The following is a 24,305-nucleotide window of genomic DNA, read 5'->3' as shown; positions in this document are numbered from 1 at the left end:
TTCTCCCAGCGCCGCACGGTGCGCGGTGCGCGGTGCGCGGTGCGCGGTGCCCGGCGGGATCAGCCTGCCGAGCTTCTCATCGACACTTCGTGCACAGGAGATCATCACCATGCGTCAGGGCACATTCATCCGCTCCATCCGGTATCCCGCGCTCTGCCTCGCCGCCGCGCTCGTCGCGGGCTGCGGTGGAACGGGCGGGTCGAGCGAGCTGGACGAGGATCCGGAGATCACCTCTGCCTCGCAGGAGAGCGAGGAGCCGCGCAGCGCGGAAGGGCCGGAGAGCGCGTTCCCGGACGCGGAGCCGCAGGCGAGCTGCACGCCCGGCTCGTGGGAGGAATGCACGCCCTGGTACGACTCTGGCGAGAGCTGCGGGACCTCCTTCTGCAGCTGCTGCTACGAGTCGTTTCCCTGGCACTGCTTTCACAACTGGTTCGACACGTGCGAGAGGCAGTACAGGAACTGCCGTATCGCCAGCCGAAACCACGACTGCTCCGCATCGTATGGCGCCTGGTACAGCCGCTGGCGCGATCACGAGACGGGCTGCTCCGCCTCGGGGTACTCGTGCAACTGACGCTCCTGTAACGGCGCGTCGAGGCGCCGGAGAACGCCGGGCGCCGACCCGCCGCCAGGAATTTTCCCCGGGCGCGCCGCGCATGCGAGGCTGACCGGCCCGAGCCGACGCGCGGGCGCTCGCCGGTCACGGCGCGTGCCCCGGCGGCGCCCAGATCCCCCCGGTGCATGTAGGATAAAGTGCGACGAGAAAGTTGTCGTGCTTTGACCGGGCGGGATAGAGGGGTTGTGGAGGAAGCATGAGGCGCAGCAAAGGCGAGAGCATGGACACCGGGGCGGTGCGCAATCTCGAGGAGATCCAGGAGGAGGATCCCGGGGCTCGCCCGTCGCGCGCCGGCGCGCTGGTGCTGGCCTCGCTGGGCGGGGCGTGCATCGTGTTCGCGGCGGTGGCGCTGCTGCGCGCCCCGGCGCGCGAGAAGCCGGTCGACGCCGATCCGCTCGGGGATCTGGTCGCGCGCGCCCATCCGGCCGGCGTGAAGGCGGCCCCGCGCCCCGCCACGATCGGGCAGGACGTGACCTTCCCTGCCATGTTGTCCGACGCGGAGCACCCGACGACCGCGCTCGAGGCCGTGCGCGACCCGAAGGCCGCGAAGGCCGCCGCCGCCGACCAGCAGCCGCCCGGCGCCGAGGTGGGCCCGCCGGCCGCGGCGGACCGGCTCCCGGTGGTCCCGCTGCCGGCGCAGCACGTGCTCGAGCCCGCGGGCGGCGAGGTCGCGCCGAACGACACGCTCACGGCGATGGCCCGCCACGTCGCGCGCGAGGAGGGGCCGGAGATCGAGCGCGGCGGGCCGGGCGGCTACCAGCTCCAGGTGAGCTCGTTCAAGGAACCCGCCGACGCCGAGGGCTTCGCGGCCGCCCTGCGGCGCCGCGGGCACAAGGCGTACGTCGAGCCCGCGTACGTCAAGGGGCGCGGCCTCTGGCACCGCGTCCGGATCGGCCCGTTCAAGTACAAGCGCTCGGCGGTCATCTACCGGCAGGAGTTCGAGGCAAAGGAGCGCCTCGTGACGTTCATCGTCGATCCGCCGAAGACGACCGTGAAGGTGGCTGACACGCCCGGCGACGACGCGTAGCCTGGACGGTCAGGCGAGGGCTTCATGCACGAGCGAACGGCGCGGCACCTGCCGGCGCGACCCACCCTGGCTCTCCTCGCGGTGGGCCTCTGGGCGCTGTCGGGCTGCAACGCGCTCTCCGGGGTGAACGAGCTCCACTTCGCACACGACGAGGGATCCGGCGGCCGGGGCGGCGCGGGTGGCGAAGGCGGCCAGGGCGGCGCGGGTGGCGAAGGCGGCCAGGGCGGAGCGGGCGGCGCTGGAGGCGCCGGCAGCGCCTGTCCGGGCGACGGCTGTGCCCCCGTGACCATGGCTTACGGGCAGATCCGGCCGCTCGGCATCGCGGTGGACGCGACGCACATCTACTGCGCCATCCAGGGCGACGGCGACCCGAACGCGCCGAACGGCTCCGTGATCAGGGTGCCGCTCGACGGCAGCGATCCACATCCGCGGCCGCTCCTCGACGGGCTCGACGCGCCGGCCAGGATCGCCGCGGACTCGAGCTGGGTCTACTGGACGAACTACGCGGGCGGCAGGCCGGCGGCGGGGACCGTCATGAAGGTGTCGCTCGACGGCGGCGAGAAGCCGCCCCCGATCGCCACGCAGCAACACGGCCCGGTCGGCATCGCCGTCTTCGGCGACGACGTCTACTGGGTGAACCGCGAGGGCGACGAGCTCCGATCGGCGGGCGGCGTCGTGCAGGCGGCAGGCGGCAGCCCGGGCGGGGTCGCGATGGATGCGACCAACGTCTACTGGGCGAACAGCGGCGGCGGCTCGGTCCGGTACAAGAACCGCGGCAGCGCCGAGGCGTTCGACATCGCCGTCGGACAAGAGGGTCCGAACAGCGTCGCGGTGGACGACCAGAACGTCTACTGGACGAACAACGACGGGATGACCGGCGGCGGCACCGTGATGAAGGCGCCGATCGGCGGCGGGCCGGCCGAGCAGCTCGCCTCGGGGCAGGACCACCCCTTCTTCATCGCCGTGGATGAAGCGCATGTCTACTGGACCAACTTCGGTGAAGCCGGCGCCATGAACGGCTCGGTGATGAAGGTGCCGAAATCCGGCGGCGAGCCCGTCGTGCTCGCCGCCTCGCAGGACGCCCCGACCGGCATCGCGGTGGACGAAGAGCACGTCTACTGGGCGAACGAAGGCTTGGCGAAAGAGGACGGCACGATCATGAAGGTGCGCAAATGAGGCGAGCCAGGGGTGTGTCCGCGCCCTGCATGCGCGCTCCCCGGTACGACAGCGAAGGCGGCTGACAGCCCAGGCGAGGACGCGTAGCGTGGAGGCGAGGTCTTCATGCACGAGCGAACGGCGCTGCACCCGGCGGCGCGACGCACCCTGGCTCTCCTCGCGGTGGGCCTCGGAGCGCTGTCAGGGTGCAACGCGCTCTCCGGGGTGAACGAGCTTCAGTTCGTGCGGGACGAGGGATCCGGCGGATCGGGCGGCCGGGGCGGCTCGAACGGCCAGGGGGGCTCCGGCGGCCAAGGCGGCGCGGGTGGGCTGGGCGGCGCGGGCGGCGCGGGCGGCGCGTGCCCGGACGGCGTGTGCGGCCCCGTCGTGCTGGCCGAGCACCTGAACGGGCCGCTCGGCATCGCGGTGGACGCGACGCACGTCTACGTCGTCAACCGCGGCACCCCGGGGATGAAGGACGGCTCCGTGATCCGGGCGCCGCTCGACGGCAGCGACACCACGCCCCCGCCGCTCCAGGATGGGCTCGACGAGCCGGTCGGGATCGCGATCGACGCGAGCTGGGTCTACTGGACGAACTACGCGGGCAACCGGCCGAAGGAGGGCAGCATCATGAAGGTGTCGCTCGACGGCAGCGACAAGCCCGGCGCGGTCGTCGGGGAGCGGGACGGTCCCGTGGGCATCGCGGTCGCGGGCGGAGACATCTACTGGACGAACGGCGGGTCCAACGAGGTCCATGCGCTCACCCAGCAGCCCCTGGTGATCCACGTCTGGCAAGCCTCGGGCGAGCCGAGCAGCGTCGCGGTGAAAGGCCAGAGCGTCTACTGGGCGAACGCGGAGGGCGGCTCGATCGAGACCTGGTCCTTCATCGACGAGACGTACCGCGACCTGGCCACGGGGCAGGACAACCCGAGGGCCATCGCGGTGGACGAGCAGAACGTCTACTGGACGACCAACGACGGCGGCACCGTCATGAAGGTGCCGATCGGCGGCGGCGAGCCGGTCGAGCTCGCGTCCGGTCAGGACCATCCCTGGTCCCTCGCCGTGGACCGCGAGCACGTCTACTGGACGAACGTCGGCGCCACGGGCTCGGTGAACGGCGCGGTGATGACGGTGCCGATCGCGGGCGGCGAGGCCACGGTGCTCGCTTCCGAGCAGGACGCCCCGAGCGGCATCGCGGTCGATGCCGGCCACGTGTACTGGGCGAACGAGGGCGCCGGCACGGTGATGATGCTCCCCAAGTGACGGCGGGCGCCCCCCGCGTCAGCCCCTCGGCCGGCGCGCCCCCTCGGGCGCCGCGCCCGAGAGCGCCGCCGCGGGGGTGAGCGCGCACGACAGCACCCCCTTGGCCCCGGCGAGCTGCCCCGCGAGCGCGGACAGCTCGGCGCCGCGGCCCTTCAGCGCCATCACCTGCAAGAGCCGCCCCTCGTCGAGGCGGATCAGCAGGCTGGAGATCACCGCGCCCGCGTGCTGGGCCTCCAGCTCGGAGATCCGCAGCACGAGCTCCCGCACCTCGGGGGCGTAGACGACGGTCATCGTCGCCGCCACCTCCGCCCCCTCGTCCCAGGCGGCCCGCGTCAGATCCGCGCGCACGAGATCCCGCAGCGCCTCCGAGCGGTTCTCGTAGCCCTGCGCGGTGATGCGCCGATCGAACTCGGCGAGCAACGCTCGCTCCATCGCGACGCCGAAGCGGACCAGGTCGCTCATCGTGGGCGCAGGCTAGCGGGGGCGAGGTCCGGCCGGGAAGGGGGCTCGCGCCCGGAGGAGGTGGCGGCGCCGCCGGGCGGGCAGGGGAGCGCCCGGTCGCCCGCTCAGGTCTTGCGCCGCTCCAGGTGCCGCCGCGCGGCGTCCTTCACCGGCGAGGTGACGTTCTTGCTCTTCGCGATGTTCCGGAGGTCCGACTCGCGCAGGTGCTGGACGAGCCGCGTCGCGACCAGCACCGGCGTCCGCGGGTTCTCCACGAGGTGCTTCTTCACCGTGTAGCTCTTCAGCCACTCCGGCGTGGTGGAGATGATCCGCAGCACCTCGTCCGACATGTTCCGGTTGCGGCTGATGAGGACGACCTCCTCCTCCTGCATCTGCGGGCTGCGCACGGCGGCGCTGGCCACGAGGCGGTTCGAGTCGCGCACGAGCAGCATCCGCTCCTCGCGCGAGCCGAGCATCGCGCGGCGGATCCGCTGCGAGATGGTCATGTCGGCGAGCCGCTTGTAGAGCGGCACGTAGAGATCCTTGATCTTCTCCTGCCCCTCCTCGTCCTCGACGTGGGTGTCCACGGCGTGATCGGCCTCGAGGGACTCCGCGAGCGCCTGCGTCTCGTTGAACAGCACGTCGTCCGGGGTCGGCTCCGGCGTCGGCTCGACGATGAGCTCGTCCTTGATCGCGACGCTGACCTCGCGCCACGCGGGGATGCCCGTGAGCTCGACGCCGTTGCGGGCGGCGAGGTCGACGAGGCGGTCGGCCGTCGACATGCGCGTGTGTTTGTTGAGGTAGAGCTTCTCGATGACGCGCGGGTTCTTGAGGAGCCGCTCCTCGTTGACCGCGATGAGCTCCGTCACGGCCTCGCTCCCGCCGCGCGCGAGCTCCTCGAGCGTGTCGCCGGCCATGCCCGGCAGGCCGAGGAGCCGCTCGATGACCGGGAGGCGGTCCGCGTAGAGGCGGGCGAGCCGGTCGATGACCAGCGACGGCAGGTCGCCGCCGAGCGCGCCCTGGAGGAGCGGCTCGGGGAGCGCCGCGAGCGTCTTGTCGGCGGTCTCGCGGGCCGGCTCGTCCTCGCGCGACGCGAGCAGCACGAGCAGCGTCACCACCTCGCCGGGCTTGAGCCCGGGCGCGATGCCGCGCGCCGCCATCTCGCGGAGCTTCTGCGGCGCCGTCGGCTGAGCCATCTTCTGCGCGGGCGCCGAGAGGGCGCCGACGTCGATCGGCGGGATCATGGAAGCGCCCTCCGCGGCGCGGCCCCGCGCCGCGCGGCGGCGGAGCTCGAGGGCGGTCGTGGCGCGGGCGAAGCGACGGGCATGCGGTTCTCCCAGGCGGGCGTTGCTGCCCAGCGATCTGCGGATTATCCTGAGGCCGCTGTGTGCCCGAAAGGCGCGGCGATCGTCAACGGAGAACGGACAGCACAGGATCGAAGGAGAGCGCGCGCCTGCTGACGAAACGAGCCCGACGTCGGGGGGCAGGGCGCCGGCACGTTCGTCTCATCCAGCACACGCAGAGGAGCGCGACATGGGGATTTTCGATTTCGTGAAGAACGGCGTCCGCGAGATGATGATCGCGCGCCCGGACGCGGCGAAGCATCTCATCGTCTACAAGCACCGGGACCAGAACATCCCCTTCTGGTCGCAGCTCACGGTCGACAGCGACGAGTGCGCGCTCTTCTTCAAGGACGGCCGGTACGTGGGCTTCTTGCCGACGGGCCGCCACACCCTGCAGACGCAGAACATCCCCTTCCTGAACAACCTCGTGAACAAGCTCACGGGCGGGGACGTGTTCATCGCCGAGATCTTCTTCGTGAAGACGCAGCCGGTCCGCGGCGTGCCGTTCGGCGGGCCGCTCGAGTCGATGGAGGACCCGATCCTCTACGAGTTCGTGACGCCGCGCATCTTCGGTGAGTTCTCGCTGGTCGTGGTCGACCCGGTGCGGTTCGTCGTCGGCTACCACGGCCAGTGCGGCGGCAGCGGCGACAACGACGTCATCCTGAGCTGGATCAAGGGCAAGTTCTTCATGAGCGTGAAGACCGTGATCGGCCAGGTCTGCGCGCAGCAACAGAAGAGCCTGCTCAACCTCGGCGGCATGAGCATGGAGCTCGGCGCCCGCATCGTGCAGTCCGCGCCGAACCTCGAGGAGATCGGCTGTAAGATCCTCGAGATCGGCAACTTCAACATCAACTTCTCGGCCGAGGACCAGAAGCTGCTCCGCGACGCGAACAAGGCGCGCGGCGAGGCGCGCCGGGGCATCGGCGTCGCGCAGGACACCGCCCGGGCGAAGCAGTTCGAGCTCGATCAGCGGTTCCAGCAGGACGCGCGGTACGTGCAGCAGCTGGCGGGCAACTGGCAGAACTACGCCGCCGGCCAGGCGATGATGGGCGCCGGGGAGGGCATGGCGAAGGGGGGCGACGGCGGCGGTGTCGCGGCGCTGGGCGCCCAGGTGGCGATCGGCGCCGGCCTGGCGCAGGGGATGAACCCCGCGCTCGCGGGCCACGGCCAGCCCCAGTTCGTGCCGCCGCACATGCAGCAGCCGGGCGCCTACCCCGGCGCGCCGCCGCAGGGGTACCCGGGGGCGCCGCAAGGCTACCCGGGGGCGCCGCAGGGCTACCCGGGGGCGCCGCAGCCGCAGGCCGCGCAGGCCGCGGGGCCGTCGATCGAGCAGCGCCTGGAGCGCCTCGCGGACCTGAAGAACAAGGGCCTCATCACGGACGAGGAGTTCCAGGCCCGCAAGGCGAAGATCCTCGAGGAGATCTGAGCCTCCCCCGCGCATTCCGCCCGCCGCGCCCGGCGACCCCGGGGGAGCCGCCCACGCCGCCCGACATCTGTTGCCATCTGATCCAGACCACCGCGCGCGCTTTCGGCTAGACTCGCTGGGGTGCCAGCAACGCTCCGCATGGCCGGGGATGCTCAGCCCGAGATGAACACCGGCGAGTCCGAGACCGCTGAGCTGTTTCGTCGGGACGAGCTCATACGGTCCCACGGGGAGGGGTCGATCCCGGCGCCGCCGGCGCAGGGCGACGAGCCCCCGCGGAGCGATGCGCCGGGAGCGCGGAGCGATGCGCCGGGAGCGCGGAGCGATGCGCCGGGAGCGCGGAGCGATGCGCCGGGAGCGCGGAGCGATGCGCCGGGAGCGCGGAGCGATGCGCCGGGAGCGCGGAGCGACGCGCCGGGACGGCGGAGCGACGCGCCGGGACGGCGGAGCGATGCGCCGCTTCCGCACGGCGACATGTTCCCGGCGCGCCGGGGTAAGGTGAAGCACGTCCCGAGCGCGCGGCGGTGCCCGACCTGCAAGCTGACCTTCTCCGGCGACTCGAGGTTCTGCCCGTTCGACGGCGATCCGCTCGCCGACGCGCCGGACTGGAACCCGGCCGCCGATCCGCTGCTCGGGCGCACGATCGAGGGGCGCTACGAGGTGCAGGCGGTCGTGGGCGAAGGGGGCATGGGGACGGTGTACGAGGTGCGACACAAGTCGCTCGGCCGCCTCTTCGCCCTGAAGGTGCTCCGGCGCGACATCGCGCAGGACGCCGAGCTCGTCGCCCGGTTCATCCAGGAAGCCAAGGCGGCCGCCGCCATCGGCCACCCGAACATCGTCGCGGTGAGCGACTTCGGCGCGATCGAGGTCGAGCCGGGGAAGCCGGAGCTGCCCTTCTTCGTCATGGAGTTCCTCACCGGGACCTCCCTCGCGTCGCTGCTGCGCACCGAGAAGACGCTGCCGGCCCAGCGCGTCGGGCAGATCATGCTCCAGTGCGCCGCGGCGCTCGGGGCCGCGCACGCCGCGGGCGTCATCCACCGCGACCTCAAGCCCGACAACGTGTACCTCGTCCGCAACGGCGACCAGGAGTTCGTCAAGCTGCTCGACTTCGGCGTCGCGAAGGTCGCCGGCGGCAAGCGGCTCACCCGCCTCGGGATGGTGTTCGGGACGCCGCACTACATGAGCCCGGAGCAGGCCGAGGGGAAGCGCATCGACGCGCGCGCGGACATCTACGCGCTCGGCGTCCTCATGTACGAGTGCTTCGCGGGGCGCGTCCCCTTCGAGGCGGACACGTACATGGGCGTGCTGACCAAGCACATGTACATGTCACCGGAGCCGCTCGAGCAGGTGATGCCGGACTCCTCCACGCTCGGGGCCTTCGGCCCGATCGTCATGCGCTGCCTCGCGAAGAACCCCGAGGAGCGCTTCGCCTCCATGGCGGACCTCGCCACGGCCATCGAGCTCGCGATCGAGGCGCCGGGCCGCGCCGCGGCGGTCATGCTCCAGGACGACCCTCGCCGCGAGCCGCTGAAGCTGCGCGAGCGCGACGAGATGCTCGGCCCGGTCCAGGTCCCGGACGAGCCGGCCGATCCCCTCTCGATGAGGGCGCGCGTCGCGATCGCGCTCGCGGCGATCGTGGTGCCCATCGCCATCGCCCTCGGCGTCCGCGCCCTGCGCGCCGCGGCGAGCGAGGCGCCGCCCGACGGCGCCGCCCCCGGAGCCACCGAGGCGGCCGAGGCGAGCAGGGTGACCGAGTCGACCAAGGCGACCGCCGCGGCGCCCGACGAGCCGCCGCCCGCGGCCGCGGCCCCGAGCGCGGCGGCCGCGCCGCTCGCGCAGGAACCGCCTCGCGTCCAGGGGACGCCCGTCATGAGCCCCGCGCGGCCGCCGGTGCCCACCGCGACGGCCCGGCCGACGGCGACCGCCGCGCCCGCGGCGAAGCCGTCGTCGGGCGGCGATATCATCGATCCCTGGGATCGCTGACCGGGCGGGCCGCGCGCGACGAAACCTGGCCTTCGCCGGCGTCCTGTGCGCACGATGGCCCCGTCGATCCGCCGGGCCCGCGGCCGCGGACACGCGGTCGACGGCAGCGGTGACGCGCCGGGCGGAGCGCTTGACAGCGTCCGCTCGGGCTCGCCATCCTTCGCGAGGGCGGAAACCTCTAGTGGCCAAGCAACAGCTCCTCCTGGTCGACGCGGATCCACGCAGCGTTCGGGTCCTCGAGGTCAGCCTGAAGAAGGCCGGTTACAGCGTGACCACCGCGAAGGACGGAGCGGACGCCCTCGCGAAGCTCGAGGTCTCCACGCCGGACCTCGTCCTCAGCGACACCCGCCTGCCGCACGTCGACGGCTACGCGCTCGTCCGCAAGATGAAGGAGCACGCCGACTGGGCCTCGATCCCCGTGGTCTTCCTGACGAGCCAGCGGTCGATCGAGGACAAGATCCGCGGGCTCGAGCTCGGCGTCGAGGACTACCTGACGAAGCCGATCTTCGTGCGCGAGCTCATCGCGCGGGTGACGCTGCTCCTCGCGCGGCGGACGCGGGAGGGGATCACGACCCGGCACTTCGCGACCACCGGTCGGACCAGGTTCTCCGGGTCGATCCTCGACATGAACGTCGTCGATCTCCTGCAGACGTTCGAGGTCAGCCGGAAGAGCGGGATCGTCCACCTGTCGCACGGGGACAACGAGGCGCAGGTCTACTTCCGCGAGGGCAAGGTCGTCGACGCGACGCTCGGTCGGCTCTGCGGCGAGGAGGCGGTGTACCGCGCGCTCCTCTGGAACGAGGGGACGTTCGAGGTCGAGTTCTGCAAGGTCGACAACCCCGACGTGATCGAGACGTCGACCCAGGGCCTCCTGATGGAGGGCATGCGCCGGGTCGACGAGTGGGGGCGGCTCCTCGAGGCGCTGCCGTCGCTCTCCACGGTCTTCGAGGTGGACAGCGAGGAGCTCCTGGAGCGGCTGAACGAGATCCCGGACGAGCTGAACGGGATCTTGCGCCTGTTCGACGGCAAGCGGACGCTGATGCAGGTGGTCGACGCGTCTCCGTTCGAGGACCTGTCGACGCTGTCCACCATCTCGAAGCTGTACTTCGAGGGCCTGCTGATCCCCGCCGCCGCGCTCCCGCCGGACGACGTCGTGCCGAGCGAGCCGGAGGCGGCCTTCCAGGACGACTTCTCGCCGCTCTCCTCGCCGGCGGGAGGGCGGCGCTCCAACTACCCCGAAGGGAGCGCAGGGCAGGGGAGCGTCGACGATCTCGAGGACGCCGCCGTGGTCCCGGCGCCGCTCTCGACCCGGGTCTCTCCGGCGATGCTCCCGCGCTCTCGGCCCGGCCACGAGGTGCTCGCCCAGGCGGGGGACGTCGAGGCGGAGGCCGCCGCGAAGCCCGTGACCGCCCGGAGCGCCGTGAACGGGCCGGTGAGCCGCACGGCCTCCGCGAGCGCCGCGGCGCGCGCGGCGGAGCCGCCGCGCGGCGGGGAGCCTTCGCGTGTGCCTTCCGAGCCTCCGCGGAGCGCCGCGCCGGCCGCCGACGCCGCCCGCTCGGCGCGCGGGCGCGACCATGCCGCGCGCGCGCGGGAGAGGGACGACAGGGACGCGATCGGCGGCCTCGATGAGGCGCCGCTCACCCGACCGCTGGTGACGCCGCGCAGCTTCGCCCAGCGGCAGCGCGCCACGGGCAGCGAGAGGCCCACGGCCCCGAGCGCTCCTCCCGAGCCGCGCGGTCGGTCCAGGACGCCCGAGGCGCTCGCGGGGCCGCCGCCCGGTCCCGCGGCGGAGCCGGGCGGCGCGCCGCCTGCCGCCGAGGAGCGCGCCGCGCCGAACTCGACGCCCACGCTGCGACCCCGCCCGTCGAGCGACGCGCCGCCGGCCGTCGTGATCCCCCGCGGCGCGCCGCGAGGGCCGGCGCTGCGCGCCGAGGAGCCGCGGGCCGGCGAGGCGGCCCGCGCCGAGGCAGGCGCGGGGGGCCGCGCCGAGGCGGGCGCGGGGGGCCGCGCCGAGGCGGGCGCGGGGGGCCGCGTCGAGGCGGGCGCGGGGGGCCGCGCCGAGGCGGGCGCGGCGCTGCCGGATACGGCGCCTGCCGGCGCGGCGCTGGCTTCGAGGCGGGCGGCGGCGCCCGAAGGCGCGGCGTCGCCGGCGGACGTGTCGCCCGAGGAGGCGGCGCCATCCGACGACGCCGCGTCGTCCGAGGATGCGCCCCCGATAGAGGCCGGACCTCTCAGCGAGAGCGAGCGCTTCTTCCTGGGCGCGGGGGACGCGCCGGGGAAGTTCGCGGCGCAGGAGCCCTCCGCGGCTGCCGAGGACATCGACACGACGGCTGGTGCCGTCGAAGCCACGCTCTGGAGGCCTCGCCAGGAGGCGCGCCGGGCTCGCGTCGCGCGGATCGTGGCCGGCGTGGTCACAGCGCTCGCGATCGGCGGCGCGGGCATCTGGCTGCTCAGCCGCATGCGGCGCCCCGCGCCTCCCCCCTCGATCGAGGTGCCCTCGGAGGCCCACACCGAAGCCGCCGCCGCGGAGCAAGCTCCCGGCGCGGCGCACGAAGAGCCGGTGAGTACGGCGGCGCCCGTGCCTTCCAGCCCGGCCGATCCCCCGGCGGCGGCCCCGGCGTCCCCGGCAGCGGAGAAGGCCGGTGCGCCCTCCGAGAAGAGCCCTCCCGCACCGCTTGTCCCGGCGGCGCAGCCGGGCGCCCCGGGGCCCGCTGGGCAGCCTGCCGCGCCGCCGCGGGAGCAGCCCCACGCCGCGCCGCCGGCGTCCGCTCCCGCCGCTCCGGCCGAGGAGGGCGGGTCCCTCACGGTGCGCGTGATGCGCGCGCTGGAGGCGGGGCAGTCCGGCAAGGCGGTGCAGCTCGCGCAGCAGCTCACGGCGGCGTCCCCGGGAAGCGCCAGCGCATGGCACCTCCGCGGCGCCGCGGAGCAGTCTGCCGGGCGCGGGGGACAGGCGTCGTTCCGCAAGTGCGCCGAGCTCTCCGCTCCCGACTCCCCGCTCGGCGCCGAGTGCCGCGCGCTCGCCGGCATGCCCTGATCGCGCAGGGCCTCGCCGCGCTCGGCGCGGCGGTCGTCTGCGCTCATCGCGTGGTCCGTCCGTGACGCGGGAGTTACGGCGGACTCTGGTTCAGGTAGATGCCGGATCGGAGAGCCAGGCGCCGAGCGCCTCAGGGGACAGCTCGAGGCCCACGTCGAGCAGCCGATCCGGACCCAGCCGATCGAGCCGCTCGATGAGCGCCGCGCGCTCGCTCGCGTCGATCTTGCGCCCGAGCTTGCGCTCGAAGAGGCGCGCCAGCGGTTCGACCCCCTTCTCGATGCCCTTCTCGATGCCCTTCTCGATGCCCTTCTCGATGCCCTTCTCGATGCCCTTCTCGACGCCCTGCTTGAAGACCCAGCTCTCCATGATGATCTCCTCGCTCAACATCGTGACGATGACCTCGCGCAGACCTCGTTCCCGCCTGTCGGCGTCGGCGAACACGGTCAGCGCGACGGCCAGCTCCTCGAACTCCCGCGGTGTCGTGCTGGCGCGCAGCTCGTCCAGCACTCGCTTCATCTGCGCCGGGTCGGCGTCCCGCGCCAGCGGGGCGAAGATCATCCATAAAGGTCCCCGCGCGGCGAGCTCGGCCACCGTCCGCTGGTAGACGGCGTCGATCCGGAAATGAGCCCCGGAGAAGCCCGCGCCCGGCGACGAGGTCCGGTACTCGCCCTCCTCCGGCCACGGCTCCTCGCGGCCGGAGAGCAGCACCAGCACGCTGTCGATGCGCGGCACCGGCGCGCCCGCCGGCGTCTCGGCGGCGAGCGCCAGCGCCATCAGCATGTGGTACTCGAAGACACGGAACGGCATGTCCGCGGTCATCGTGAGCTGCCACTCGACGTGGAACAGCCGTGTTTCACAGCCGACGATGACCTCGATCGCCCGATCGAGCCGGCGCTGGCGCGAGGTCACCTGGGTGTCGGGCCATCGCGCCGCGGTGATCGCGCTGCCGGGCGGGAGCAGCGCGCGCGCGAACTGCTCCGGGAACTGACGTGAGACATGGCGGAGCGTCAGGTCGATGTCTTCCGTGGGATCCGGGATTGCCATGACGCTCGCGGGACGGCGGTGCTCTGCCCAGCCGACTCGGTGAGCGTACCGGAGCGGGTCCGCTCAGGCCACCGCGCTCGCGTCGCCTGCGCTGCGACGATGCTGGGCGCCGCGAGGCCGGCCGGTCCCCGCGTACGGCCGCTCCTCCGCTCAGCGCCCGCGTGACCTCAGCCTCGGATCGAGCGCCACCGCCGCCAGATCGAGCGCCACGGTGGCGAGCACGACGACGGTCGCGGCGAAGAGCACCGTCCCGACGAGCAGCGGACCGTCGCGGTTCTGCAGCGCCTCGACGGCCATGCTCCCGACGCCGGGCCACCGGAAGAGCTTCTCGGTCACGATCGCGCCGCCCGCCAGCGCGCCGAAGTCGAGCGCGGCGAGCGTGGTGAGCGGCAGGAGCGCGTTGCGCAGCGCGTGGACGACGAGCGCGCGCAGGCGCGAGGCGCCCTTGGCGCGCGCGGTCCGGATGAAGTCCTGGCGGAGCAGCGTCCGGAGCTCCTCGCGGACCATGCGCGCGTAGAGCGCGCTGCCGAACACGCCGAGCGTCAGCGCCGGCAGGACCAGGGAGCGCAGGTGATCGGCCGCCGTGACGCCGTAGCCGTCATAGGGCAGGAGCCGGAGCTTGTACGCGAGCGCGTACTGCAGGGCGGGGCCGATCACGAAGGTGGGCGCGCTGGCGCCGAGCAGGGTGAGGCCCAGCGCCGCGTCCTCCCACGCCGTCCCGCGGCGCGCCGCCGCGACGATCCCGAGCGAGAGGCCGAGCAGGAGCTGCACCAACAAGGCGGCCAGCGCGAGCTCCACCGTGCGCGGCACCTTCGCCTCCAGCAGATCCACGACCGGCCTCCGGTAGTGGAAGCTGTAGCCGAGATCGAGGTGCACGCCGAGCGGCCCCGCCGCGCAGCTCCGGTGCTCGGGATCGCCGCGCGCGCCCTCGCGCGCCCCTCCGCCTTCCGCCGGCCGCGCGGCCGGGCCGCCGCCCCGCTCCGGTCCGAGGTGCACGAGGCGGCGGACGAAGCGCGCGAACTGCACGGGGACCGGGCGATCCAGCGCGTAGATCGCCCGCGCGCGCTCGATGTCGGCGGCCGAGGCCTGCGGCCCGACCAGCATGCGCGCCGCGTCGCCCGGGAGCAGGTACGCGATCGCGAACGAGACGGCGGTGACCCCGGCGATCACGATCGCCGCCCACCCGAGGCGCCGGAGCAGGCGCGCGAGCGCGGAGCTCATCGCGGGAGCACGGCGCCCGCGAGCGGCGCGCGCCTGCCCGCGAGCGGCGCGCGCCTGCCCGCTCGCGCCCCTCCGCCGCCCGCGAGGCGCGCGGCCGGGTCGAGCCATACGTCGTGGAAGCGCGGCGAGATCACCGCGGAGCGCTCGTAGCCGCGCAGGTAGGGCTGCCAGAGCTCGAGCAAGCGCAGCGTGTGCGTGGGCACCCACGGCGCGAGGTCGCGGACGATCGCCTCGGCGCGCGCGTAGAGCGCGAGGCGCCGCGCGTGGTCCTGCTCCGCGTGCGCCTCGTCGAGCGCGCGGTCGAACGGCGCATGGCTGAAGAAGGCGTAGTTCTGCGAGCCCTCGTCCCGGATGGCCGCCGTGGAGAGCGTCGGCTCGAAGAAGCTCGCCGGGTCGGGGAAATCGGCCTGCCACCCGGCCCAGCCCATGGGGACCGCGCGGCGCCGCGACGCCTCGGCGAGGTACGTCGCCCAGCTGACGAGCCGGAGGCGGACGCGGAGGCCCACCTTCGCGAGCTGCTGCTGGAAGATCTCGCCGACCGCCTGCTCCATCGTGTCGGGGACGGCGATGTAGTCGATGAGCCGCGGGTAGCCGCCCTTGCCCGTCGCCGGGTCGTACGGATAGCCGGCCGCGGCCATCTCCGCGAGGGCGCGCGCGGGGTCGTGCCGCCGCATCGGCTCGTCGCGCGGGGGGCCCGGGATCGACGCCGGCAGCACCCGATCGAGGGCGACCAGATCGGGGCGCACCTTCTCGAGCACCGAGGGGTCGACCGCGAACGCCACGGCGCGTCGCACGGCCAGCTGGTCGAACGGCGCGAGCTCGGTGTTGAGGAAGACGGCGTTGGTCCGGTGCCGGGGCACCCAGCGCCGCTGGCCCTCCCACGCGGGGTCGGCGCGGTAGGCCGCCGTGTCGATCGCCGTCAGATCGCGCAGGTAGTCGAGCTCGCCCTCCTCGAACTTGTAGCGCTGCGTCGTCGCGCGCACGCCGGTCTGCCACTCGATCGCGTCGAGGTACGGCCGGCCCGGCTGGAAGTAGCCCTCGTGCCGGACGAGCCGCAGGCCGCCGTCCTGGTCCCACCGCTCCACGCGGAACGGGCCCGCGCCGCAGGGCACAGGCGGGCTCGCCGCGTCCACCGCCGCGCCGGACGAGGGGCACACCGGCGCCATGAACGCGAGCGTCATCCGCGGCAGGAAGGTCGCGTCCGGCGCGCGCAGATCCACGGCGACGGCGTGGTCGCCGAGCACCCGCACGCCGGCGAGGTGCGGCGACGCGCCCCCGTGGAACTCGGCGAAGCCCTCGATCATGTCGTACTGGCTCGCGCCCGGGCTCGGCGTGCTCGGGTGGAGCGTCCGCTCGATCGAGCGCTTCACGTCCGCGGCGCGGAGCTCGGCGCCGTCGTGGAACCGCACGCCCTCGCGCAGCGTGAAGACGTACGTCCGCCCGCCCCCCTCGACCGCGATCGCGCGCGCGAGCTCCGGCGCGATCCGGCCGTCCCGGTCCCACGTGACGAGGCGGGCGAACACGAGCTCCGCGACCGTGCCCGCGAGCTCGTCGTACGCGATCGCAGGATCGAGCGTGCGGACGCTGGTGGTCGTCGCGAGGCGCAAGGTCCCGCCTCGGACAGGCGCGCCGGCGGCCGCGTCCCCGCCGGCGGCGCCGCCGCCGAGGGGCGGGCGCATGCGGCTGGGCGAGCCGCCCGCCACGAGGAGCAGCGCCCCGCCGGCGAGGAGCAGATCGACCGGCAGGCGCCGGCCGCGCGGGAGCTCGGCGCCGGCCGGGTCGAGCGCGTCGCGGAGCCCCTCACCGACGCGGTGGAAGCCGAGCACGGCGAGCAGGATGGCGAAGCCCGGGGCCGCGACGAGCAGCGGCTTCGCCCCGAGGTAGGGCTCCGCCTCGTGCAGCATCCGGCCCCAGGTCGCGGTCGGCGGCTGCACGCCGACGCCCAGGTAGCTGAGCGCCGCCTCGGCGAGGATCATCTGCCCGGCGCCGAGGATCGCGAGCGCGAGCAGCGCCCCGGCGACGTTCGGCAGGACGTGCCGCCGGACGAGGTGCAGCGGCCCGGCGCCGAGCGCGCGCGCGGCGGCCACGAAGTCGCGCTGGGCGAGCTCCACCGTCTTGGCCCGGACGACCCGCGCCGCGGCGGTCCACCCGGTGAGGCCGAACACGAGCAGGATCGTCCCCACGCCGGCCCCGCCCACGGCGACGCCGATCGCGGTCACGAGCAGGAGGTAAGGCAACGCGAGGATCACGTCGACGAGCCGCATGAGCGCGCCGTCGAGGGCGCCGAGCCGCGTGCCGCTGGCCATGCCCGCGGCCACGCCGACGAGCGCGCCGAGGCCGATGGCGAGCGCCGTGGACGAGAGCGCGATGGCGAGCGAGAGCCGCGCGCCGTGCGCGAGGCGCGCGAAGAGGTCGCGGAAGAGCGGGTCCGTCCCAAGCCAGTGGGCGGCCGACGGACCCGGCGGCATGCCGAAGGCGTCGCGGGCCAGGCTGAAGTCGCTCTCGTTCGGGTCGCGGGCGATGACGAGCGGCCCCAGCGCGGCGAACAGCGCGAGCAGCGCGACGATGGCGAGGCCGAGCAGGGCCGACCGGTCCTGCCGGAAGCGCCGCGCCGCGTCGTCGCCGAGGAGGGCGCGGCCCGCGCGCGCCGCCGCCCGCGCCGCGGCGCGCGCGGGCGAGAGCGCGAGCCGGGCGAGGCGCGCCATCACCGCTTCCCTTCGAGGAACTGCGTGACGAGCGCGACGAACTCCTCCGGCCGCTCCTCGTGGGGCGAGTGCCCGGCGTCCATGATCTCGAGCCGCGCGCCGGAGATCTCGCGGGCGAGCCGCTGCGCGCTCGCGGCGGGGAAGATCCGGTCGTCGCGGCCCCACACGACGAGGGTCGGCGCCGTGATCCGGCTGAGGCGCGCGACCACGGGGCGCGCGTCGAGCACGGCGCGCAGCACCGCGTGGGCGCTCTCGCGCGCCGAGGGGGCGTTGAAGAGGTCGTAGTGCCGGTCGACGCGCGACAGCGGCACCGCCGCGTCCGCCCGGAAGACGTCGTCGCGGAAGTACGACCGGAACGTGCCGCGGCCGTGCAGCTGCTTGAAGACGATGCCGCCCACCACCGGAAGGAGCGGGAGCTTCATCTTGAAGCTCATCGGGAACGGGTAACAGAGCGCGTCCTCGAGGACGAGCCGCTGCACGAGCTCCGGGTGCTCGGCCGCGAGCGTGATCGCGACGGCGGCGCCCATGGCGTGGCCGACGAGGTGCGCCCGCCCGACGCCGAACGCGGCAATGAGGTCGGCGATGGCCTCGGCGAACGTCTCGATGCCGTACGTGTACCGGGCCGGGCTCGGCTTCTCGCTCTCGCCGAACCCGGGGAGATCCGGGGCGATGACGTGGAAATGCTGGGCCAGCGCGTCGATCACGTCGTCGAACTCCAGGTGGCTCACGAGGAAGCTGTGGACCAGGAGGAGCGCCGGGCCGTTCCCGGCCCCGGCGACCAGGACCCGCATCCTGACACCCCGGGCGGTGACGTCCCTGATGACGCGTTCGACAGGTCGGGAAGCGGCGGGCGAGGCCGCGCCCCGACCCTCGCTGGCGAGGGCCTTGGCCATGGTGACGGCGAGCTTATCAGCCCTTTTGTCTGAAAGGACCGATGTGTGTCAGGGTAAGGGCGATGCTGCTTCCCACGCCCCCTTGCACGACGAGCGGCTCCGCGCTCGCACCCATTGCCCCGGCGGCCGCATCCTTCCCATCCCACCCCCCTTTTCGCGATGTGACACGCAGATCATGCCGCCGCTCTGGAGGACGAATAATGTCCGACCCATGTCGAGAACCCCGGGCAAGCACCGCGTCCCGTGACGACCACACAATAATCGTAGTCGGGTCAATTGACTGTATTCCATTCAGTGGAATACAGTCGCCCGCGTCGGTTGGGTAGGGCCTCCGGCAATCGATGGGAGGACCGGTGCAGAGGATCCCCGAGGAGGTGCTGGATCGCATCGAGCGGGAGCACGCCCAGGGGATCACCTCGAGCGATATCCTCGAGCTGTTCGCTGTGCATGGGATCAAGTTCAGCGAGGCGACGCTCCGGAAGTATGTGCAGCTCGGCCTCCTCCCGCGAAGCGTGCGGGTGGGGCGCAAGGGCAAGCATCAGGGCTCGCAGGGGATGTATCCGGCCACGGTAGTCCGCCAGATTCAGCGCATCAAAGAGATGATGGCCCAGGACTACACCATCGAGGAGATCCAGCGCGAATTCCTGTTCGTGAGAGGTGATATCGAGGAGCTCGAGCGCGCGATGACCAAGGTCTTCAACGCGCTCAGGGACGCCGCCAAAGATCGGCGGAGCGAGACGAGCGGAAGGGCGATAGCCCAGGACCTGGCGAGCGCGGAGACGCTCGCGCGGGAGCTCGTCGCGAAGCTGGCGTTGATAGAAGAGCGCTTGATGGCACAAGCGCGGCTCACGAAGCAGGCGGCCTCTTCCTGAGGGGCCGAGTCGCGGATCGTTTGGTGTCGTGAAGTGAGCGGGGCCGCGGGCGCGGCCCTCCGGGGACGTGTGTGATCGACGGGACGGGCTCCTGCTCGTTTCGTCGCAATTTTTTAGAGACGGCATCCGGCGTTACGTCGGGCAAGGAGCGGTGCCCTTTGCGCTCGAGCAGGGACTCGGACGTCTGGGGAAACGCGCGCGCTTGAGAGCGGAGACGCTACCAAACGGAGGCAGCGCATGGCGACGGTGTCTGAGAGCGAGCTCGAGATCTTCGGCCTGGACGGTTCGGATGCGGTGGGTGGTGAGTGCGACCCGGCGGGGTCGAGCGAGCCCGTCGTGGACGGGGCGCTCGCGCGCCAGGTAGAGGCCGCGCCGGGGAGCCCCATCACGCGCGAGCAGCGCAGGTCCCGGAGGAAGCGCGAGATCCGGGCGCGGACGATCAGCGTGAAGCGCATGACCAAGCGCGAGCTCGAGATCGGCCGGATGCTCTACCCCGAGACCGACTACTACAAGCCGCGGACGCGCGCCGAGTGCGTCGACGGCCCGCGGCCGTGCCCGTACGTCTCGTGCCAGCACCACCTCTACCTCGATGTCTCGGCCAGGACCGGCGCCATCAAGCTGAACTTCCCGGATCTCGAGGTCTGGGACATGAACGAGACGTGCGCGCTCGACGTGGCCGATCGCGGCGGCACGACGCTGGAGGACGTGGGAGCGATCATGAACCTGACGCGCGAGCGGATCCGCCAGGTCGAGGTCAAGGCGCTCGCGAAGCTCGAGGCGCTGAAGGACATGATGGCGCTGCGCGACTACGTCGATGAGGGCCCCGTCGGCAAGCGCCGGCTCCCCGTGCTGAGCCAGCCCGACGAGGACGAGGAGGAGGAGGAGGTCGCGCTCGACGAGGACGAGGACGAGGAGGGCGCGGGCGGCGGGAGCGACGCGGAGGACGAGGGCCTCGACGCGGAGCGCGCCGAGCGGCCGGCCGAGATCGAGGACGCCGGCGACTTCGACGGCGGGGAGTGATCAGTCGGGCCGCGCTTCCACGGTCGCGATAGCGTCCGCGGCGAGCGCGCCCGCCAGGAAGGCGCGCCACGCGGCGAGCGTGGCCTTCGCCGGAGGCGTGCGGGCGGCGCGGCCGCTCCAGAGGTTGATCAGCCGGCGCCGGGGCTCCGCGAGCGCGTCGCGCTCGCGCCGGGCGACGAGGCCCTCGGCGCGGGCGAGATCGGCGTCCGTCGCCCGCTGGGCGAGGCCGCCGAGGAGCTCCTTCACGCGGGCCGAGGCCTCGCCGATGTCGGCGCTCGGCGCCCGGATCTCGACGGCGAGCGCCGCCGCGCGCGACCCGCCGACGAGGCGGGCGGCCGCGCGCGCGGAGAGCGGACGCCGCGACGCCGCCGCGACCGCCGGAGGAGAGGCGGCCGCCGGAGCTGCGGGCGCCGCCGGGGCTGCGGCCGCCGGAGAGGCCGTCGCGCCGAGCGCCGCCGCGAGCAGGCCGTCGCTGCCGTTGAGGGCGGCGACCGTCAGCTCGGCGAGATCACGCGCGGCCGGCGCGGCCGGGAGCCGCGCGCCGACGACGGCCTGCGCCAGGGAGGCCCCGCCCGGGAGGCGCACGTCGTGGTGCGCGACCCGAGGCGCCACGGCGCCGTCGGGCGAGCCGCACGTGCGCGCCGCGAGCCGGGGCGCGAGCCACCGTTCCGCGGCCTCCGCAGCGGCCGTCGCCTGGGCGGCGTCGGCGTTCGCGAGCACGGCGATCCGGAGCGGGCCCGCCGCGAGCGCCTGCCAGCGGAGCTGCACGGTCTCCAGCGCGCTGCTCGCCACCCGGTCCCAGACGCCGAACGGCTCGATCCAGGACGGGTGATCGGGCGCGATCGCGGAGGCGAAGGCCTCGAGCGCCGCGGCCCGCCCGCCGGAGAGGTGCTCCAGGTGCTCGAGCGCCGCGGCGCGCGCGAGCGTGAGCGCCTCGGGGCCCACGGTCGTCCCCGCGAGCGTCCGCGCGGCGGCGCCCGCGACGCGGCGCCCGAGCTCGGCCGGCGTCTCGCGCTCGTCGCGGAACGGCGCGTGGGCGATCACCCCGACCGCATCCGCCGTGACCCAGGGCTCGATCGCCACGTCGAGCTCGCGCCGCCGGGTCTGCACGGCGGCGAGCGCGGCGAGCGCCGTCGCGCCGGCGTCGTACAGCCCCTCCTCGGCGACGCCGCACGGGCTCGCGAGCAGGACCCAGACCTCGCCCTGCCCGCGCTCGACCGCGGCGCGCCGCTCCAGCGCGGGCTGCGCCCCGGCGGCGAGCGCGCGCCCGAGCTCGGACTCGAAGCGCCGCTCGCCGGGCGCGTCCGGCGCCGCGGGCGTCGGCGGCTCGGCGCTCGGAGGGACGCCGAGCGCCGTCGCCCAGCGCTCCGGCGGGGCGCCCGGGGCGCTCCCCGAGAGCGCCCACCAGGCGGCGCGCGCGCCCGCCTCGCGCGGGTCCTGCGCGGTGAGGATCTGCCGCGTGGCGACGGCGGGGCTCGGCGGCGCGGCGAGGCCGCGGCGGATCTCCTGCCGCGCCACCGCGGCGGCGAGCGCCGCCGCGGTCTCCGCGGGCGGGGCCGCGGGCAGATCGGACGCCTCGAGGGTCACGCTCACGCAGCCGCCGCGCGGGCGGGCGACCCCGAGCACCTCGACCGTGCGGAACGGGGAGGGGAGCGCCGAGAGCCGCGCGCGGAGCGGCGACCCCGGCGCGCCGAGCCGCTCCGCCGCGGCGACCGCCGCCTGCGGGCTCGCGACGCGCGCGGCCACGGTGACGCGCGCGGCCCGCCGCGCGAGCTGGTTCGTCGCGTAGACGCCGACCGTGTCCGCCGCCGGCCACACGTCCGCGGGCGGGCGGCCCCGCGGCCAGGTGTCGACGCGCTCGACCGCGCGGGCCGCCTCCTCGCAGAACGGGGCGGGGCCGACCGCGGCGATCGCGGTGCCGCCGGCGTGCAGCGACGCCGCCCGCCACCCCTCGAGCTCCCGCACGCCCGCGGGCGTCGACAGATCGACCACCGGCTCGGCGCCGGCGAGCCCCAGCCGGCCGGTGCACGCCGCGACCGGCGAGAGCTCCGGCGCGTCGAGCGGGCTCGCCCTGAGCGCCTGCACCCGCTCCTTCGCGAGCGCGACCTCCGGGCTGCCCGCGGCGATGGGCTGCGCGAACGCCGCCGCGAGCGCGCGCAGGAACGGCTCGACGCGCGCGGCGTCGCGGACGAGCAGGCGCACGCGGAAGGCGCTGCGGTCGATGCGCGCGTCCACGTCGAAGCCGGCGGCGGAGAGCCGCGCCTCGACCACGCTGGCGAGCGCCGTCGCGGCGACGGAGCCGAGATCGGTCGCCACCGAGGCGACGATCGCGGGCGAGGGATCGCCGTCGCGGGAGACGAGCGCGAGCCGCGGCCGGGCCTCGAGGTGGCGCACCTCGATGCGGCCGACGCTGCCCTCGGGCGTCGAGACGAGGGCGAGCCCCGCGGCCGGCGGGGCGCTCGGCGCCGCGCCGTGGCAGGCCGCGGCGAGGAGCAGCGGCAGCGGGAGCGCGGGCCTCAGAGCGCGCATGCGTCGTCGTCGTCGTCGCGCGGCGGCGCGCCGAGGGCCTCGAAGTCGGCCGGGCACCGCGGCGCGATCTTGAAGCCGTAGAAGTAGGTGAGCACGCCGGTGACGGCCTGGAAGGAGGGCCTGTCCGTGAGGGGCGGCCCCTCCGCCTCCAGGTCGTAGAGCTCGTTCGAGATGCGCGGCACGTCGCCGGCGGGCACCCCGGCGCCGACGTTGATCGACGCCGTGTAGCGGCCGCCGCTGCTCTCCGGCGCGCCGGCGATCTGGACGCCCTCGACGCGCACGAGCATGCCGATGTACGGGCGCGCGGACGTGTAGCTCTTCAGGTCCTCGACCGCGACGTGTATCGGCCGGGCGGGGCGGTCCTCGAAGCGGAAGCTCATCGTGCCGCCGATCTCGGGCAGGGTGCGGCAGTAGCCGAAGCCGCCGGCGGACGGGCCGGGGAACTCGGTGAGCACGCCGAGCAGGTCGACGACGTCGCCGGGGACGAGCCGCAGGTCCGGGGGGCTGAACGCGGGCTGGAAGACCGTCATCCCCGAGTAGGGGGCCGGCTCGTCGGCGCTGTCCTGCACGTAGTGGTTGCCGCGCGCACCTTCGCCGGTCTCGTCGAAGCGGTCGATCGCGACGAGCGCCGCGCCGGTGACGTAGGCGCGGCGGTCGGGGGGCAGATCGCAGCGCGCGCTGTCGTCGTCGGTGGGGTCGAGCCAGCTCGCCTCGCCGACGAGATCCGCGATGCGGGCGCCGCCGCCGCGCTCGTCGGCGAGGGGGATCGACGGGGCGTCTCCGTTGCCGCCGCCGCACGCCGCGAGCAGCGGGGCGGCGGCCACGGCGGGCAAGGCGGGCAAGGCGGCAAGGAGGGCGGCGGTGATGCGGGGCGAACGGGCCATCCTCCCCGGCTCATACCACAGGGCCGAGGGACGCCGAGCCCCCTTCGGCCGCGAGGCGCGCGCTCAGGCCGCGAGGCGCGCGCTCAGGCCGCGAGGCGCGCGCTCAGGCCGCGAGGCGCGCGCTCAGGCCGCGAGGCGCGCGCTCAGGCCGCGAGGCGCGCGCCGGAGAGCATCGCCTCGAGGCGGCTCTGGATCTTGTGCTTCTTCGTGTAGACCGTCTTCACGCTGATCTGCATCCGCTCCGCGATCTGCTCCGGGGCCAGGCCCTCGCCGAAGTAGAGCGCGACGAACTCGCGGTCCTTGTCCGAGAAGTCGTGGAGCACCTGCCCGACGAGCGCGGCGCGCTCGCGGCGCTCGGCGTGCTCCTGCGGGGAGGGGGCCTCGCTGGGGAGCTCCACCGCCGCGTCGTCGAGCGGCGCGCAGCGCAGCGCCCGCCGCGCCCCGCGCAGGTGGTCGTAGGCGCAGTGGACGGCGAGCGTGCCGATCCAGGCGCTCAGCCGCGTGCCGCGCTCGGCGTCGAAGGTCCTCAGCTTGCGCATGTCGTTCGAGAGCAGCTGCACGAGCAGCGTCGCGTGGATGTCCCGGATGTCGTCCTGCCCCACCACGGCGGAGAAGCGGGCGATCACCCCGCTGATACAGCGGTGGACGAGGCGATCGTAACGGGCGTGGAACGCGCGCCACGCGCGCTCGTTCCCCGCGATCATCTCCTTCACGAGCACCCCTTCGGCGACATCGCCGAGGTCTTCCGAGCATTCAGTTCCGCAGCGAAGCAGGTCATTGCGCATGCCCGGCATCAATGCACCCGATATGCCAGCTCGCCGGGGCGCGGCGGCCTCACGCTGCCGCGTAGAACCT

At 74.2% G+C, this 24,305-nt stretch carries 18 protein-coding genes; 9 read left to right on the top strand and 9 right to left on the bottom strand.

Annotated features, from left to right (window positions below; genetic code table 11):
- The first annotated feature begins 109 nt into the window (after positions 1-109).
- The 4 genes from WMF43_RS21685 (at position 110) to WMF43_RS21670 (ending at position 4,058) form a co-directional block, all read left to right on the top strand.
- Positions 110-571 carry a hypothetical protein gene (locus tag WMF43_RS21685; RefSeq protein ID WP_437682945.1) on the top strand — a complete coding sequence of 154 codons (462 nt, stop codon included), beginning with the start codon at positions 110-112 and terminating at the stop codon, positions 569-571.
- A gap of 238 nt (positions 572-809) precedes the next feature.
- Complete coding sequence (locus WMF43_RS21680; protein WP_437682943.1) at positions 810-1,640, top strand: SPOR domain-containing protein; 831 nt, start codon at positions 810-812, stop codon at positions 1,638-1,640.
- A 24-nt stretch (positions 1,641-1,664) separates the two neighbouring features.
- Positions 1,665-2,816 carry a hypothetical protein gene (locus WMF43_RS21675; protein WP_437682941.1) on the top strand — a complete coding sequence of 384 codons (1,152 nt, stop codon included), beginning with the start codon at positions 1,665-1,667 and terminating at the stop codon, positions 2,814-2,816.
- 105 nt (positions 2,817-2,921) lie between these two features.
- Positions 2,922-4,058 carry a hypothetical protein gene (locus tag WMF43_RS21670; RefSeq protein ID WP_437682939.1) on the top strand — a complete coding sequence of 379 codons (1,137 nt, stop codon included), beginning with the start codon at positions 2,922-2,924 and terminating at the stop codon, positions 4,056-4,058.
- A gap of 18 nt (positions 4,059-4,076) precedes the next feature.
- Here WMF43_RS21670 and nikR read toward each other — a convergent pair whose 3' ends face one another.
- Positions 4,077-4,520, bottom strand: coding sequence for a nickel-responsive transcriptional regulator NikR (gene nikR / locus WMF43_RS21665; RefSeq protein WP_437682937.1), 444 nt, complete (start codon positions 4,518-4,520; stop codon positions 4,077-4,079).
- 104 nt (positions 4,521-4,624) lie between these two features.
- Complete coding sequence (locus WMF43_RS21660) at positions 4,625-5,743, bottom strand: hypothetical protein (protein WP_437682935.1); 1,119 nt, start codon at positions 5,741-5,743, stop codon at positions 4,625-4,627.
- Between the two features lie 289 nt (positions 5,744-6,032).
- Between WMF43_RS21660 and WMF43_RS21655 the strand changes: the two genes are divergently transcribed.
- The 3 genes from WMF43_RS21655 to WMF43_RS21645 all read left to right on the top strand — a co-directional run bounded on the left by WMF43_RS21655 (position 6,033) and on the right by WMF43_RS21645 (position 12,282).
- On the top strand, positions 6,033-7,268 hold the full coding sequence (locus WMF43_RS21655) for an SPFH domain-containing protein (RefSeq protein ID WP_437682934.1): 1,236 nt from the start codon (positions 6,033-6,035) through the stop codon (positions 7,266-7,268).
- 495 nt (positions 7,269-7,763) lie between these two features.
- Complete coding sequence (locus WMF43_RS21650) at positions 7,764-9,248, top strand: serine/threonine-protein kinase (RefSeq protein ID WP_437682933.1); 1,485 nt, start codon at positions 7,764-7,766, stop codon at positions 9,246-9,248.
- A 181-nt stretch (positions 9,249-9,429) separates the two neighbouring features.
- Positions 9,430-12,282 (top strand): response regulator, encoded by a 2,853-nt coding sequence (locus tag WMF43_RS21645; RefSeq protein ID WP_437682932.1) that lies wholly within the window; start codon positions 9,430-9,432, stop codon positions 12,280-12,282.
- 90 nt (positions 12,283-12,372) lie between these two features.
- On the opposite strand, the gene WMF43_RS21640 is transcribed toward WMF43_RS21645, so the two are convergent.
- From WMF43_RS21640 to WMF43_RS21625, 4 genes are all read right to left on the bottom strand, one after another.
- Positions 12,373-13,326 (bottom strand): hypothetical protein, encoded by a 954-nt coding sequence (locus WMF43_RS21640; protein ID WP_437682930.1) that lies wholly within the window; start codon positions 13,324-13,326, stop codon positions 12,373-12,375.
- Positions 13,327-13,476: 150 nt separating this feature from the next.
- Positions 13,477-14,547 carry an ABC transporter permease gene (locus WMF43_RS21635; RefSeq protein ID WP_437682928.1) on the bottom strand — a complete coding sequence of 357 codons (1,071 nt, stop codon included), beginning with the start codon at positions 14,545-14,547 and terminating at the stop codon, positions 13,477-13,479.
- Positions 14,544-17,252 (bottom strand): ABC transporter substrate-binding protein, encoded by a 2,709-nt coding sequence (locus tag WMF43_RS21630; protein WP_437682926.1) that lies wholly within the window; start codon positions 17,250-17,252, stop codon positions 14,544-14,546. The genes WMF43_RS21635 and WMF43_RS21630 overlap by 4 nt, the downstream gene beginning before the upstream one ends.
- On the bottom strand, positions 17,252-18,043 hold the full coding sequence (locus WMF43_RS21625) for an alpha/beta fold hydrolase (RefSeq protein WP_437682924.1): 792 nt from the start codon (positions 18,041-18,043) through the stop codon (positions 17,252-17,254). Before WMF43_RS21625 ends, WMF43_RS21630 begins: the two co-directional genes overlap by 1 nt.
- A 455-nt stretch (positions 18,044-18,498) precedes the next feature.
- Here WMF43_RS21625 and WMF43_RS21620 point away from each other — a divergent pair, with 455 nt between their 5' ends.
- Together WMF43_RS21620 and WMF43_RS21615 are read left to right on the top strand one after the other, a co-directional pair.
- Complete coding sequence (locus WMF43_RS21620) at positions 18,499-19,017, top strand: MerR family transcriptional regulator (protein ID WP_437682922.1); 519 nt, start codon at positions 18,499-18,501, stop codon at positions 19,015-19,017.
- A 237-nt stretch (positions 19,018-19,254) separates the two neighbouring features.
- Positions 19,255-20,037, top strand: coding sequence for a sigma factor-like helix-turn-helix DNA-binding protein (locus WMF43_RS21615; RefSeq protein WP_437682920.1), 783 nt, complete (start codon positions 19,255-19,257; stop codon positions 20,035-20,037).
- Here WMF43_RS21615 and WMF43_RS21610 read toward each other — a convergent pair whose 3' ends face one another.
- From WMF43_RS21610 to WMF43_RS21600, 3 genes are all read right to left on the bottom strand, one after another.
- Positions 20,038-22,566 (bottom strand): hypothetical protein, encoded by a 2,529-nt coding sequence (locus tag WMF43_RS21610; protein WP_437682918.1) that lies wholly within the window; start codon positions 22,564-22,566, stop codon positions 20,038-20,040. It lies immediately after the preceding gene.
- Positions 22,554-23,450, bottom strand: a complete 897-nt coding sequence (locus WMF43_RS21605) for a hypothetical protein (protein WP_437682916.1) — start codon at positions 23,448-23,450, stop codon at positions 22,554-22,556. Before WMF43_RS21605 ends, WMF43_RS21610 begins: the two co-directional genes overlap by 13 nt.
- A gap of 143 nt (positions 23,451-23,593) precedes the next feature.
- Positions 23,594-24,235: an RNA polymerase sigma factor gene (locus tag WMF43_RS21600; protein WP_437682914.1), complete on the bottom strand. Its 642-nt coding sequence runs from the start codon at positions 24,233-24,235 to the stop codon at positions 23,594-23,596.
- Positions 24,236-24,305: the final 70 nt, after the last annotated feature.

Source organism: Sorangium sp. So ce131 (assembly GCF_051519095.1).
Taxonomy (GTDB): domain Bacteria; phylum Myxococcota_A; class Polyangia; order Polyangiales; family Polyangiaceae; genus Sorangium.
Note: the sequence above shows the minus strand (reverse complement) of the source record. Positions and strands in the feature narration are given on the sequence as shown.